Raw genomic sequence first — 13,850 nt, 5'->3', positions numbered from 1 at the left:
GGAGCGTGCGGATGAATATCAATACCAAACGCCGTGCGGTGTATACCGTACTGAGTGAAGTACTGGATGGCGACGAGCTCTGGGACGTGATGTGGCGCTGGGAAGAAGGCTATGCCCAGAAATCCCAGTATGAGTTGAACGGCTTCTTTAACGACTGTCGGGATTTGCATGCCATCGCCTCCAATCGATCACAGCTTTATCGTGATCTGATTGGCTTGCTGATGAGAGGGACATCTGGCCTGAAGGCTGACCCGATCTCGCAAATGGAAGCCTATCGGCAACGTAATGGCATACTGGACAACCCGGTTACGCTCAATACGCACGAATGGATGCCCTGTTTCAGCGCTGTGGTACAAGAATTAATGCTCCAGGTACCAGCCGCGCAAGTTCAGCAGGTACGGATGCAGGCTGAAGAACAGGCGCAACAACGTGGGGTGACGCCGGATCTGGTGTATGCGTTTTCCATGCTGGCCTTAGGCAAGTCGTCCACTAATTTGCTGTCGCCCGATTTTGGTGAATTAAAAACACTGTTGAATCTGGTTTATGTCGCCATGTGTGAGCAGCTCGGGCCAGTGGCCACCGATCGCATCCTGTCACAAGCGATTGAACGTGCCAGAAAAAAGTTCAAAGGAGTGGACGCCCGTCTGCTATTGCAGCATCGCACACGTTGAGCAAACAGGTTATACGGCAGACTGAAAGAATGCTGTTATCACCGTAGCGGTGTGCGGACTGGGCCGTTGACCCAATGGCTCAGTTTCCGCGCACATCTTGCAGAATTGTATACAGACAAGGCAGTAGCCCAGCAGCAGAAAAGTGGCGATCAGCAACCTGAAAGTCACATTAATGACCAGCGGGATCAGAGCGCGAAAAAGTCCAGCCTTGCCTTGCCGCCAAAATAATAACTCACCATCGCGACTGTGCAGAGATATCCCGAATCGTCAGCGAGTGATAAGAGCGATCCTCAAGAAAGACGCGGGCCGCGCCAACCGGTTTTTTGCCGCTTCTCAATATCACGGTCACGGGACATCCGCGTTGGGGCATGCATAAAACGGCATCTCAAAATCCACTGGCTTAGGTTGACACACAGGGCCCTCGGCTAGCCGATTAGCTGCTGCCATACTCATCACTCAGTAAGTACTTCCTCAATTGCATCTCATCTCTCATGAGATGAAGGGTAAGCACATTATTTCCATCACACCTATAGAAAACTCGGCATGGGTTGCATACAACTTCTCGGTAAATAGAGTCAGGAAGTTCTGGCGGCTCTCTCCCTGAGTTCGGAAACTGCTCCAAGCGGTCTACTTTTTTGAAGACTCTAGCTACAAGTTCTCTTGCTGCATCCGGCTTATCTACAGCAATATATTCGGCAATGTCATCCAACTGATCAAGAGCTGGTTCCGTCCAGACTATTTTAGCCATTTACCCATTCGCTCCTTAGCTTGGGTATGAGTCAACGTCTTTTTATCAAGTACCGCCCTTTCTCCTTTTGAAAGAGCTTCCAGCAGAGTCAACCGACGTTGCATAAACTCGTAGTCTTGAACATCCACAAGATAGGCTGATGGTTCGCCATGTTCGGTAATTAAAACGGCCTCTTTAGACGTATGTAGATCTGCAAGGATTTTAGTAGCTTGCCTCTTTAGGGTGGTCACCAATTCAACCTTCATTCTTCTGCCCTCAAAAATCAAAGTGCTACTATAGTAGCACCCAGATTTTTGACTTGCCATCTGAACTAGACGTAGGTAACCGCTTCATTAACCCCATCTACTCTTGCATCTGATTCCAGGGCAATAATGCCTCTATCGCTTCCAGACTGTCTGCCCTGTATGTCAACCTAAGCCTGAGCCAGTGGATTTTGTACCTCTCGGGGTTGGTCAGTTATCCGCACTGTCGTGGGCCAGACCGTCTGCTTGTAGCCGATTATGGGCCGTTTTTTTTGATCAGGGTTTCATTCATCCGGGACGCCATCACATACAGCCCGATCAGCCCGGTGGCGGCAATCAGTTGTGAGCAAAGTAATAGACTACCGGCTGTTAGAAGAGCACTGATTGCCAGTGGTGCCGCCGCCTGGCCAGAATCGGAAACCAGTTTCCAGACCCCCATAAAGCGGGCGCGTCCGGTGGCTGGTGCAAAGTCGGAACCCAATACCATCACCAGGCCAGCACTGACGCCATTGGCAAAGCCGATGAGCAGGGCGCTGAGTAGCAGTCCCAGGTAGCTGTCTGCCCAGCCGAGGGCGGCGAGTCCGCATGCAAACAGCAACAGGCTGGGTGCGGCGGCGGCCTTGCGTCCCCAGCGATCCATAATAATGCCCGCCGGAATAAACATCAGGCTGTCCATCAGGGCGGCAGCGGCGACCACCAGGCCGATCTCGGCGACTGAAAGCCCGATGGCATTACCCGCCAGTGGCAATAATACCACTCGGCCAGCACGCATGAATTGCAGCGAAATCATCGCCAATCCGGCACTGAGAAACGCCTGACGGTGATCTGTCAGCACCTGAACAATGGCAATAAAGCTGTGGGGTGTGCGATCGGCTTCTGGTTCACCACGGTCGGCCGACAAAAATACAATCAGTAACGACAGCAGGCATAACAGTACCAACACCACAAAGGTTGCCTGGTAGCCAAACTTGACCGCCGCAAGGCCGCCCAGTGCCGGGCCTAACAGGGAGCCAACGCGCATGGCTCCGGCCATCAGTGAGATGGCCCGGCCCCGTTGGTGAACCGGGGTGCGGGTGGTGACGTACGATTGTCTGCCGATCAGTGAAAATGACATGCCCATCCCGGCGATCACGCCGCCCAGTCCCAGCAATAATGGCACATCGGTCAGCGTCATCAGGCCGTAGCCGACAACGTAGGCGGCAGCGCCGAGCATCAGGCAAATCTTGTCGCCCCAGCGTCCAGCGACGATACCGGCGGGAATATCCCCTGCCAGCTGGCCAATCCCTCGGGTTGCCAGCATCAGGGCGGCGACGGAGGGGCTGTACCCGAGTTCGAGTACGTACAGCGGCAGCAGTACCAGGATGGCGGTTTGAGCGGTGGCGGTTAATAACCCTGGTAAGTAAACAGGCCAGACAAGGCTGGTGAGTAATAGTCGTAATGATGGAGACGATGTGGACACGGAGGGATCTCGTTGCAGGTCGACTGAGAGTCTAACGGTGCATTACTCAAGGGGACATCTATTTAATCCTGCACGACTCTGCGCGAGTGTTGCCGGTGATCAGGGCAAGGCGGCGAATGCCGCGAAATGACGAGTCCTTTTCACCTTCGGCAACACCACTCTGGATAGCGGCAACCCTCGCTCTGCGCAGGCTGCCGGATGATTCCGACTCGGTGTCGCCGGTTGTTGACGTGACCCGTCAGGCCTGCAAACCGGCTTCGTGATTCGACACCATCCGAAAGCCCAGGGCGGGCACCGGATTAAATAGATGGCCCCTCAAGTATCAACCGTTCATCTGGCAATGGCCTGTTGTCAGGCTCGTAGGCTGTGCTCCCACGGTCGGTGCCTGGCAACACTGGTATTGGCATCGAAGCTATTGGCATCGAAGCTGCAAACAAAGCTTTATGGTGCCGTCAGAGTCGATAATTTGACGTTTTTCTGGCGCGCAGGAATTTATCAGCGTCAGAAATGAGGTGAGATTATGGCAGGTCAGGGGCGTCTGAGTGACATTATGCGGAGCCTGAATCAGGCCGGAATGGTCGGCCAGCGGATTCGTGAGTCCGGTTTTGTGCTGGAAAAAATCGAGATGAAAACCAGTTTGGCTGAGCTGGCAGGAGCGGTGTCGGAAGCCAAGATGGAATTGGGTATCTTGCAAGCGCATCTACAAGATAAGGATGCGGAACTCAAGGCCATGGGGGAGTTGTTGCATACCAAGGCCCAGTTGCGCCGTCGTGGCGATGGCTATTACAAAAGTCGTGATGGCAAGGTGTATGGTCAGCCGTTCTGTTCTTATTGTTGGGAGGGGGATCAGAAGCTGTTTCATTTGCATAACCGTATTCTGAAAAAAGATGTGCGTATTTGCCCGCACTGTAAAAATGAATACCAGTCTCAACGGACGCCGTATCTGGAGGCTGATGGTTTATTGCTGTAAGCCTGTCGGTGTCTGGTTCAGGCTTGATAAAGGATGGAGATGGAAGGAGGGCTGAACTACCATACAGATGCCATCCACTCCCTACCGGTAACTCATGTGATTGCTACTCTCCCTGTTTTTGCTGTCCGATCGCGCCGAATATTGCCAGTGTTTACACTGGTTCTGGCTTTGCTGGACAGCTCCCGGCTATTGGCGGCAACAGACGTTAGCCCGTCTGACAGTAGTGCCCCGGCATCCGGTTCGGAAACTGCTGGTGTTCCTCAAGGAGATTCTCAAGCGGGTCAAGGTGATGCGGAAACCGGGGGGCCTGAAACGGCTGCCACACTGTGGCAGGCTGAAAAGCCAGAGCAGGAAGAGACCCCGTTGCTGGAAGATGAACCGCTGCAGACCGAAACCGTCGATATCGAAATGATTTCACCGGAGGAATTCAAACCTGCCATCCGTCAGTATTATCCGCAGATGATACGCAAGCGTCAGGTCGAAGCGCTGGCGGCCAACAGCCCGCACGTGCTGTTACCGCATCGGCCTAATTATGTGATGCCATTCAGTTACCAAAGCAGCCCGAACAACCGGGATGTGGAACAACTGGTGGATCATTATTCTGGTGGTGAAGAATCGTACGATGGTGGTTTCAGTCATGTAGAAGCGATTATGCAGTTCAGTATCAAATACGAATTGCTACAAGGGCTGTTGACCAAGTTTGATCGGCTTGAAATTGCTTATACCAACCGTTCCTACTGGCAGGCCTACAATTCAAAAATATCCAAACCCTTCCGGGAGACCAATCACGAGCCGGAGATTATCTACTCGTGGCAACCCGGTATTTCCTGGCTGGATCACGCCGGTATTGGCCTGAATCACCAGTCCAATGGTCAGACCAGTTCACTGTCACGCAGCTGGAACCGGGTCATCGTTGAGGGGGCGTCGGTCTTTTCTCACGGCATTTGGTTCGGCAGGGTCTGGTGGCGTATTCCCGAAGGCAAAAAGGCCGATCCGTATGATCCTTCCGACAACGACAACCCGGATATTGAAGATTATCTTGGCTATGGTGAACTGAATTACATGCGGGTCTATGGCAAAAAGTCACTGGCAGTGATGCTGCGTAATAACCTGGATGTAGACAATAACCGTGGTGCCATAGAAATCGGTCTGACTTTTCCACTCACGCACACGCTCAAGGGCTTTGTGCAATATTTTAACGGCTATGGCGACAGCCTGATTGATTACAATCGCTGGCAAGAACGCTTTGGCATCGGGATCAAGTTGACAGATTGGTTATAATCGCCGTTTTTATCGCTGCGGGTACAACATGATTCGATTGGGGCTGATCGTCAATCCACTGGCGGGTATTGGTGGGGCTGTAGGCCTGAAGGGCAGTGATGGCGCAGCCACTGTATCCCGCGCATTGGCGCTAGGGGCTGAAAAAAAAGCCGGACTACGCACCTTGCAGGCGCTGAAGTTGCTGGTTCCACTCCAGGATCAGTGTGAATTTGTCACCTGTCCCGGAGAGATGGGGGCCATCTGGCTGGAACAAGCCGGGCTGCCTTGCACGGTGCTTGATCTTACCCTGGTTGCCGCCAATCAAACCTGTCGTGAAGATACCCTCGAAGCAGCCCGTTTGATGTTGAAGGAAGCGCTGGATGTGCTGCTGTTTGCTGGCGGCGACGGCACGGCCAGAGACATCTGCAGCGTGGTTGACAACACGCTGCCGGTGCTGGGCATTCCGGCCGGGGTCAAGATTCATTCAGGGGTATATGGCATCACTCCGGTGGCCAGCGCAGAAGTGATTTGCCAGCTGGTGAAGGGTGGGCTAGTGGGCATTCGGGAGTCTGAAGTGCGAGACCTGGACGAAGACGCCTTCCGTCGTGGTGTTGTTCGAGCCAGGCACTATGGCGACATGCGCGTGCCTGTGGTGGGTCACTTTATTCAGGCCGTCAAACAGGGCGGTGCCGAAGTAGAAGAACTGGTGCTGGCCGACATCGCCGCGACGTTGCAACAGGAAATGGAAGACGGTTGTCTCTATCTGCTGGGCTCTGGCAAAACCACTCAGGCCATTATGGCCGATATGGGCCTGGAAGGGACGCTGCTCGGTGTGGATGCGATTCTCGATGGCCAACTGGTTGGTTGCGACCTCAATGAGCAGGGCATTCTGGCCCTGCTGGATAACTACCCGATTCGCCAGGCGGTACTGAGCGTGATGGGCGGGCAGGGTCATATTATCGGTCGCGGCAACCAGCAGTTCAGCGTCACGGTGCTGACTCGTATTGGCCGCGACAACATCAACCTGGTCTCCACCAAAACCAAAATCACCGCGCTGGCGGGCCGCCCCCTGGTGATCGATAGCGGCGATAGTCGGTTTGATACTGACTGGGCTGGCACCATGGAAATTCTGACCGGTTACCAGGACCGCATTTTGTATCCGGTGGGGTGATCATAGAGTAAAGAGACACAGGTGCCATTCTGTTTCTTGGGTTGGGAACCTCTGTACCTTGATGTCGTCCCATCTGTTTTTAACGCTCCTGAGGGAATCAATGGATGGCTACTCCCGCACGCATCAATATCAATCGCTACAGGTATCAGCGATCAGACGTCTGCCATCACGTGCGTGTATCAATCCAGTGGTTTTGTCTTAGTAGTTGTTTGCTGTTTGCTGCGATGGTTGAAGCGGAGAATGCGCAAGCGGGTCGAGTGGAGGCCATCCGTATCTTGCAGCAAGCCAGTTTTGGCCCAGGGCCGGTCAGTATTGCCGAGGTAATGTCCGCAGGGGTGGAGCACTGGGTGGATGAGCAATTGGCGATGCCGCAAAAGTACAGCCAGCTACAGCGCACTATTCAATTGGCGCTGATGGAAGACCCTGCACGCAATTGGTTCGAAACATCCATGTTTAATTCTCAGGCGGTGTACCGGGTTCGGGATTTCCAGCAATCGGCCTGGTGGGAGCAAGCGTTGACTGCTCCTGATCAGTTGCGTCAGCGGGTAGCTTTTGCATTGAGCCAGCTGTTGGTGGTGTCGGTGAGTGAACCACCCTTACATCTGAGAACAGAAGGCTTGGCGGCATACAACGATTTGTTGCTCAAGTACGCGTTTGGTAATTATCGTGAGTTGCTGTCAGCAGTGACGTATTCTCCAGCAATGGGTATTTACCTTTCGCATCAGGGTAATCGCAAAGCGAACCCGAAAACTGAAACCTCACCAGATGAAAATTATGCGCGCGAGCTGATGCAACTGTTTTCAATTGGGTTGTACCGGTTGAATCCGGACGGTTCGATCCAGCCAGACGGCCAAGGTAATCCAGTACCTTCTTATACCCAAACTGATGTAATGGCATTGGCCAGAGTTTTAACAGGTTGGGATCTGGTCGGTAATCTCAAATACGGCGGTAAAAACCAGCGTCGCATTCAGGTTATTGAGCCGCTGGAATTTACCAAGGAATTTCACGATTTTGGCAGCAAGGTGTTATTGGGAAAACCGATCGAGGCCAAACTCTCTGGCAAGGCGGATATCGAGCGAGCACTGGATATTCTGTTTGCTCATCCGAATGTGGGGCCTTTTGTCAGTAAACACATGATCCAGCGGCTGGTATCCTCCAATCCGTCGGCCGCCTATATTGGTCGCGTCAGTGCCGTCTTTAATGACAATGGCAAGGGTGTGAGGGGAGATATGAAGGCGCTGGTACGGACAATTTTGCTTGACCCAGAAGCGCGTAATCCGGCCGCGGGTGCAGAAAAACTGAAAGAACCAGTACTGGCGTTGGCGGGGTTGTTAAGAATGCTCAAGGTTCAGCCTGCAGAACCATGGAAATCTGCCCATGGCGGCCAGATGCTCGATGTTATCTGGTTTAGAGATCTGAATATTGGCCAGAACGCTTACCGCTCTCCCTCCGTATTCAATTTTTATTCCGCCGACTATCAGCCTTCTACTGCGGGCTTTGCGGAGCAACAGTGGGTTGCGCCGGAAGCCGAAATTCTGGATGTCGAATCCTTGACCAGTTTCAGTAATATCGTGCGACAGGTATTGGTTCGTAATGATATTCAATCGCTGGATATTCGAGGTCAGGGCTTTACCAGAAAAATCAACAATGAACGCAGAAATCAGTCTATCAACCTGCTGGTGGATACTGGTCCTTGGTTACAACGGCTGGAGCTGGCGTTGGAGAACGACAGTAATGGAGATTTTTTGCGTCTGAATACCGATATGGTGGCCCGTCGTCGGGCTCTGGATGCGCTATTGGATGAACTGGAATTACAGATGCTGGGACAGCCAATGCCGGAACAAGCCCGAATTCGACTGACTGAGTATCTGATGGTGCCTCAATATGACAAGAAACCTCAGCAGGAAGCGCTGCAGATTCTCGAAGACAGTATTCGGTTGCTGGCGATGATGCCGGAATACTGGGTTCAGCATTAATCACCACAGGAAGGAGCCGCTGAAATGGCAGATAAACGACACCCCTGCTGGTCACGCCGTCATTTTCTGCAACGGGCGGGCGCTACCGGGTTATTGACAGCAGCAGGTGCTGGAGTCATGAGTCGCTCCTGGGGGAACTCCAGTCATGCCGATGTTGGACCACGCTTACCGGCGGGTAAAGACTATAAGGCCTTGATATGCCTGTTTTTGTATGGTGGTAATGATTCCTGGAATTTGCTGATCCCATCAGCCAACGAAGGCAGCGAAGTTGAAGAGGGGTTTGGCTATCAGACCTATGCATCCCGCCGTGCGGGGCTGGCGGTCAAACAGCAATCGCTTGAGATTTCTACGGGTCAGGTTGGCAGAGCCGCAGCCAATCCATATCATCAGAAAGATGCCGCCGCAAGTTATCTCAAGGGTCTTTACAAGGTAGACAAACAGTGGTCAGTGAATGGCTGTGCTCCTGAGTTGGCGCGATTGCAGCAACACAACAGACTGGCCTGGGTGGTCAATTCCGGGGTGCTGGTAGAGCCTGTGGATCGTCAACAATACGAATCAGGCATCTTGCCGTCCTTTCTGTTCGCCCACAATCATCAGCAGCGTTATCTGGCGACCGCCGATGGCACCGCTCATGAGTCGCTGGGTTGGGCTGGTCGATTAGCCGACCTGTGGCAGTCGGGGTCTGTCAATGGCATCGATCATGCTCATTTGTTCGGTATGAACATGGCGTTAGGAGGGCGAAAGCCGATGTTTGCCTCACAATCGGCTCCTGAACGCGTCTTGCCCGCTGGTAAGCCACTCAAAATGGACTCCATCAATCAGACCGGCCCAGCCAATGAGCGGCGTCGGGCTGACGTTCTGAATGCGTTAAATACCTTGCCGCGTCGAGATCTGTTTGAGCAACTGTTTGCCAGCCGCCAGCAAACGACCATGGAAATGCTGACGCGGTTGAATGCTGAATGGCAAAATACCCATGATTATTCCTCGTTGACCGGTAGTTATGGCGAACCCTTATTCAGTATGCCGGATCAGGGACTGATAGGCCTGGATGACCGGTTGCCTGTTGGGTTGCTGCGTCAGTTGGAAACCGTTGTCCGCATGGTTGAAATTGGCAAACGGCAGGGTTTGCGGCGGCAGATTTTTTTTGTATCTATGGGGGGTTTTGATACCCATGCCCAGCAAGCGAACAAGCATCCCTTGTTGCTACGTAATCTGAGTCTGTCAGTCTGGCACTTTCAGCAGGCGATTCGGGCGTTGGGTATGGAAGACAAGGTCACATTGTACAGCCAGTCTGATTTTGCCAGAACCTTGCAGAACAATGGCGATGGTACGGATCACGCTTGGGGTGGGCAGCAGTTTGTTGTCGGCGGAGCCGTCAACGCCGGTATTTATGGTGCTATGCCGGATTTGCGGGTCGATAGCTTACAGTCTGTACCAGACAACCGAGGTCGGATGATTCCTGGCCTGGCGAATGAACAAACGCTGGCTGCACTGGCAAACTGGTTTGGTGTTGCGGCGTCAGACATGATCCATTTATTCCCCCATTTGACCAATTTTCAGGCTTCTGACTCTGTGGCATCGGCCTGGCTGCCTTTGATGAAAAATACATAGGAGCTGCTGGCAACGGAATCATATTGAAGCCCCTGTTGCTACAAAACCTGCGCGGATACTGATCCTGTTCATCTTCGGTTAAGGTTGCGACCGTATAATGTCCTCTGATGATTGATGACATAACAATGGATAGCCTTTATGAATACTGAAATTCGCAGCTATAACCTGATTAGCAAGGTGATTCACTGGGGTTCGGCCCTGTTGATTTTTGGTCTGCTGGCGGTTGGGATGACGCTGGAGGATATGGAGAAGGGCCCGGAGAAGTTCGAGTTGCTGGGCTTGCACAAGTCGTTTGGTGTGCTGTTGTTGATTGTGCTGGTGCTGCGCTTTATCTCTCGGTTTACCAACCCGGTGGATGCGTTGCCTGAGTTGAGCCGCAAGGATGTGATCAAGGCCAAGGCGCTGCAGGGGTTGCTGTATTTGTGCATGTTGATTATGCCGCTCAGCGGTATTTTGATGTCTCAGGCCGGTGGTCACGAGGTGGCGCTGTTTGGTCTGGGTTTACCAACGCTGATGGGAGAGAGTAAGGACATACATGAAGTGCTGGGTGCGGTGCACGGTATCACTTCGAAGGTGTTGATTGTGCTGTTGCTGGCGCACATTGGCGCAGCGTTGTTCCATCACTTCAAACTCAAGGATGACACCCTGAAACGGATGTTGTGATACTTGGGTGACGGAGCGGGTGACGGGTGAATAACGGATCAGGCGATGTGATGTCGTCTGATCCATTATCTCCGCGATTAGCCGCGATACCGGTCTTCCATGCGGCGCAGAAATTCCGCCATAATCTCGTGGTAAAGCGCTGCTCCGAGTGACAGATCTTCCACTTCGCTGTCGATACTGGGGTTGTCGTTCACTTCAATAACCACCACCCGGCTGCCGCTTTGCTTGATGTCGACACCGTAGAGGCCATCACCAATCAGGCGAGTGGCGCGCAGGGCGATATCCAGTACATCACGCGGGACATCATAGGTCGGCATGGTTTCAAAACCGCCAGAATCCACTGAGCCAGTGTGGTGTTGGTAAATCTGCCAGTGATCCTTCACCATAAAGTAACGGCAGGCGAACAGTGGCTTGTTGTTCAGTACGCCAATACGCCAATCGTAGTCGGTGAACATGTACTCCTGAGCCAGTACCAGTGCGGATTTTTGCCGCAGCTGTTTCAGCCCTGTTTCCAGTTCCTTGCGATCACTGACCTTGATCACGCCACGTGAAAACGACCCGTCGGGTGTTTTCAAAACCATCGGAAAGCCTAACGACTGTTCAAGATCCTGTAATATGGCTTCGGATTGCTGGCTGATGATTCGAGTCGCAGGGGTGCCAATACGATGTGTCTTGAGCAAGTCGGCGAGGTACACCTTGTTGGTACAACGTAATATCGATGTCGGGTCGTCCATGACAACCAGGCCTTCGGCTTCGGCTTTTTTGGCGAAGCGGTAGGTATGGTGGTCGATGTTGGTGGTCTCGCGGATAAACAGGCCGTCGTATTCTGGCAGGCGCATGTAATCCTTTTTACCGATCAGCGAGACGTTGATGCCCAGGCGCTTGCCAGCCCGTACAAAGCGGGCGATGGCGTTTCTATCGCTGGGCGGCATTGCTTCGTCCGGGTTCACCAGCATGGCCAGATCAAAGCGGTAACGCTTGCGAGTACGAGGCTTACGCCACAGCAGGTTGGAGTACTGATCGACCGCATCGGCAAAATCGGTTTGATCCTGTTCGGTTTTAAGATCGCCCAACGCCAGTACTCGAATTCGGTCGACGGTCCAGCTGGTTTGCTTGCGTAAGCGCACTTCCAGAATCGGCGCGGCAAAACGCTCAAACAATTGTTTGCCTAACGGTGCCAAGGCACTGATCGGGGTTCTGCCGAAAAACAGCCGAAATACCAGCTCGGTGCCACTGTCGTCCAGTTGCCGAGCGAGTTTGTCGATGGTCTGCTCCAATCCTTCCAGCTGCAATGAGGTCAGGGCTTTACGGCGTACATCATTAAATACCGTAATGGACGGAATGATGTGATGGCCTCGGGCTTCTGCCAGCAAGGACGCATAGTAGCCACGGCCAAGTGCGTGGCTGTTGCGACAGCAGTTGATAACCCGCACCTTGTTGTCCGAGGTCTCGGTAGGCAACGCCAGGTATTGTTCGAACGAAATAACGTCTTTACTAGGGAAGTAGGGTGCCCAGTCGTTCAGGTCATCAACAACGACGTAATACGCAGGCATGGCACATGGTCCTCAGGAATATGAATGATGGTGAAAAGCTGATGGCGAACAGACGGGAATACCGTAACGGTGGCGCATGGTGAGGCCTGCCGCCTGCGACGTATAACGAAATTTTCTTGTTTTGTAGAGCAAGAAATTCTGATGTTACCTGGAGAGCACCAGTGTCAGACTGTCGGGCAGATTTCAAACCTGAATTCAAAACCAGAGTGTTTGCAACAATGGCGCTACACCTCGGCGCTTAATGCTCATCTATCATCTGTACATGGCGCTTTGTTCTTGCTTGTTGCTGTGTTTTTCATGGCTCATCGCGCGATATTTTTAGATACACCTCATACATTCAAGTATTGGTTGGTGGTATGACGCTGTTTTCTCTCGGATTCCATAATGACCGACTTTTTGATTCGTCCTGCTGTTGAAGCTGATCTGGCTCAGCTGGTAATGCTGGAAAACAGCACCTTTACCACCGACCAATTATCGCGCCGCAGTTTTCGCCATTTTATTCGTCATGCCCATGCCAGCGTACTGGTTGCCGAGCAGGCCGGTGAAATGGCCGGGTATGTGCTGGTGTTATACCGTCGGGGAACCTGGCTGGCCCGTGTGTATTCGTTGGCGGTGGCGTTGCGGTTTCGGGGCCAGCGGCTGGGCCAACAGTTGATGGCGGTGGCCGAGCAGACGGCTGAACAACACGATTGTGCGTTTGTACGCCTGGAAGTCAGCGTATGTAATACCGTCGCCTGCCAGCTTTACAAGGCAACTGGTTTTAAAACCATTGCTCGTTTGCCGCAGTATTACGCCAATGGTGATGATGGTGTGCGGATGGAAAAGGCGTTGTATCGCAAGCGCAGCAATCCTGTGCGACCCACGACCTACTACGAGCAGACGACGGATTTTACCTGCGGCCCGGCCAGTTTGATGATGGGTTTACACAGTCTGAACCCGGAGTACCAGATGAGCCGTCGGGAAGAGCTGCAAATCTGGCGCGAGGCCACCACCATTTTTATGACTACGGGTCATGGAGGCTGCTCGCCCCATGGACTGGCGCTCAGTGCCTACCAGCGCGGTGCCCAGGTACGTTTGTACGTCAGTCATAACGGTGTGCCTTTTATCGATGGTGTACGGGGTGATCACAAAAAAGCGGTGATTGAACTGGTGCATCAGGATTTTGTTGAGCGGCTGGCCGATACCACCGTGACCCTGGTCGAACAGTCGCTGACACTGGAACAATTACGCCAGCATCTACAACAAGGTGAGGTACTGGTTTGCCTGATCAGTACCTGGCGCTTGAACCGCAATCGGGCACCGCACTGGGTGGTGGTGACCTTTGCCGATGAGGACTATGTGTACTTGACCGATCCGGATTTTGAGAAGGAAGAAGGCCAAAGCAGCACTGACTTTATCGATGTTCCAATCCGGCATGATGAATTTATTCATATGGCGTCGTTCGGGCGTCAGCGGCTGAAGTGCACACTGGTACTGTCGCGTGCGCTGTAACACGATTCAGTTCCGGCAAGGTTGGAATAATAGAG

At 53.0% G+C, this 13,850-nt stretch carries 13 protein-coding genes; 9 read left to right on the top strand and 4 right to left on the bottom strand.

Features of this window, described 5'->3' with window-relative positions; genetic code table 11:
- Positions 1–11: 11 nt before the first annotated feature.
- Positions 12–671, top strand: coding sequence for a hypothetical protein (locus SOJ49_RS13710; protein WP_369855061.1), 660 nt, complete (start codon positions 12–14; stop codon positions 669–671).
- 433 nt (positions 672–1,104) lie between these two features.
- Here SOJ49_RS13710 and SOJ49_RS13705 read toward each other — a convergent pair whose 3' ends face one another.
- The 3 genes from SOJ49_RS13705 to SOJ49_RS13695 form a co-directional block, all read right to left on the bottom strand.
- Positions 1,105–1,419 carry a type II toxin-antitoxin system RelE/ParE family toxin gene (locus SOJ49_RS13705; protein WP_369855060.1) on the bottom strand — a complete coding sequence of 105 codons (315 nt, stop codon included), beginning with the start codon at positions 1,417–1,419 and terminating at the stop codon, positions 1,105–1,107.
- Positions 1,407–1,664, bottom strand: coding sequence for a type II toxin-antitoxin system Phd/YefM family antitoxin (locus SOJ49_RS13700; protein WP_369855059.1), 258 nt, complete (start codon positions 1,662–1,664; stop codon positions 1,407–1,409). Before SOJ49_RS13700 ends, SOJ49_RS13705 begins: the two co-directional genes overlap by 13 nt.
- Before the next feature lie 253 nt (positions 1,665–1,917).
- Positions 1,918–3,120, bottom strand: coding sequence for an MFS transporter (locus tag SOJ49_RS13695; RefSeq protein ID WP_369855058.1), 1,203 nt, complete (start codon positions 3,118–3,120; stop codon positions 1,918–1,920).
- Positions 3,121–3,236: 116 nt separating this feature from the next.
- On the opposite strand from SOJ49_RS13695, the gene SOJ49_RS13690 reads away from it, so the two are divergent.
- From SOJ49_RS13690 to SOJ49_RS13660, 7 genes are all read left to right on the top strand, one after another.
- Positions 3,237–3,383 (top strand): hypothetical protein, encoded by a 147-nt coding sequence (locus SOJ49_RS13690; RefSeq protein ID WP_369855057.1) that lies wholly within the window; start codon positions 3,237–3,239, stop codon positions 3,381–3,383.
- A 257-nt stretch (positions 3,384–3,640) separates the two neighbouring features.
- Positions 3,641–4,090: a hypothetical protein gene (locus SOJ49_RS13685; protein WP_369855056.1), complete on the top strand. Its 450-nt coding sequence runs from the start codon at positions 3,641–3,643 to the stop codon at positions 4,088–4,090.
- Between the two features lie 147 nt (positions 4,091–4,237).
- The gene (locus SOJ49_RS13680; RefSeq protein ID WP_369855055.1) at positions 4,238–5,371 is read left to right on the top strand and encodes a phospholipase A; all 1,134 of its coding nucleotides are present in this window, start codon (positions 4,238–4,240) and stop codon (positions 5,369–5,371) included.
- Positions 5,372–5,399: 28 nt separating this feature from the next.
- Positions 5,400–6,521, top strand: a complete 1,122-nt coding sequence (locus tag SOJ49_RS13675) for an ATP-NAD kinase family protein (protein WP_369855054.1) — start codon at positions 5,400–5,402, stop codon at positions 6,519–6,521.
- A gap of 104 nt (positions 6,522–6,625) precedes the next feature.
- The gene (locus SOJ49_RS13670; protein WP_369855053.1) at positions 6,626–8,497 is read left to right on the top strand and encodes a DUF1800 family protein; all 1,872 of its coding nucleotides are present in this window, start codon (positions 6,626–6,628) and stop codon (positions 8,495–8,497) included.
- A gap of 24 nt (positions 8,498–8,521) precedes the next feature.
- Complete coding sequence (locus SOJ49_RS13665; RefSeq protein ID WP_369855052.1) at positions 8,522–10,108, top strand: DUF1501 domain-containing protein; 1,587 nt, start codon at positions 8,522–8,524, stop codon at positions 10,106–10,108.
- 138 nt (positions 10,109–10,246) lie between these two features.
- Positions 10,247–10,771 (top strand): cytochrome b, encoded by a 525-nt coding sequence (locus SOJ49_RS13660; RefSeq protein ID WP_369855051.1) that lies wholly within the window; start codon positions 10,247–10,249, stop codon positions 10,769–10,771.
- A gap of 77 nt (positions 10,772–10,848) precedes the next feature.
- Here the strand turns inward: SOJ49_RS13660 and SOJ49_RS13655 are convergent, their stop codons facing one another.
- The gene (locus tag SOJ49_RS13655; RefSeq protein WP_369855050.1) at positions 10,849–12,324 is read right to left on the bottom strand and encodes a RimK family protein; all 1,476 of its coding nucleotides are present in this window, start codon (positions 12,322–12,324) and stop codon (positions 10,849–10,851) included.
- Positions 12,325–12,708: 384 nt separating this feature from the next.
- Here SOJ49_RS13655 and SOJ49_RS13650 point away from each other — a divergent pair, with 384 nt between their 5' ends.
- Entirely contained in the window at positions 12,709–13,815 is a 1,107-nt protein-coding gene (locus tag SOJ49_RS13650; protein WP_369855049.1) for a peptidase C39 family protein, read from the top strand.
- Positions 13,816–13,850: the final 35 nt, after the last annotated feature.

The sequence above is a fragment of the Candidatus Thalassolituus haligoni genome (assembly GCF_041222825.1).
In the GTDB taxonomy this organism is placed as follows: domain Bacteria; phylum Pseudomonadota; class Gammaproteobacteria; order Pseudomonadales; family Oceanobacteraceae; genus Oceanobacter; species Oceanobacter antarcticus.
The sequence above is the reverse complement of the archived record's forward strand: the minus strand, read 5'-3'. Positions and strand labels throughout refer to the sequence as shown.

Bases quoted from the DNA above. Each gene is read 5' to 3' on its own strand.
- SOJ49_RS13670 (WP_369855053.1), top strand. From the start codon at position 6,626: ATGGCTACTCCCGCACGCATCAATATCAATCGCTACAGGTATCAGCGA.
- SOJ49_RS13675 (WP_369855054.1), top strand. From the start codon at position 5,400: ATGATTCGATTGGGGCTGATCGTCAATCCACTGGCGGGTATTGGTGGG.
- SOJ49_RS13655 (WP_369855050.1), bottom strand. From the start codon at position 12,324: ATGCCTGCGTATTACGTCGTTGTTGATGACCTGAACGACTGGGCACCC.
- SOJ49_RS13690 (WP_369855057.1), top strand. From the start codon at position 3,237: ATGCCGCGAAATGACGAGTCCTTTTCACCTTCGGCAACACCACTCTGG.
- SOJ49_RS13665 (WP_369855052.1), top strand. From the start codon at position 8,522: ATGGCAGATAAACGACACCCCTGCTGGTCACGCCGTCATTTTCTGCAA.
- SOJ49_RS13685 (WP_369855056.1), top strand. From the start codon at position 3,641: ATGGCAGGTCAGGGGCGTCTGAGTGACATTATGCGGAGCCTGAATCAG.
- SOJ49_RS13705 (WP_369855060.1), bottom strand. From the start codon at position 1,419: ATGGCTAAAATAGTCTGGACGGAACCAGCTCTTGATCAGTTGGATGAC.
- SOJ49_RS13710 (WP_369855061.1), top strand. From the start codon at position 12: ATGAATATCAATACCAAACGCCGTGCGGTGTATACCGTACTGAGTGAA.
- SOJ49_RS13700 (WP_369855059.1), bottom strand. From the start codon at position 1,664: ATGAAGGTTGAATTGGTGACCACCCTAAAGAGGCAAGCTACTAAAATC.
- SOJ49_RS13660 (WP_369855051.1), top strand. From the start codon at position 10,247: ATGAATACTGAAATTCGCAGCTATAACCTGATTAGCAAGGTGATTCAC.
- SOJ49_RS13650 (WP_369855049.1), top strand. From the start codon at position 12,709: ATGACCGACTTTTTGATTCGTCCTGCTGTTGAAGCTGATCTGGCTCAG.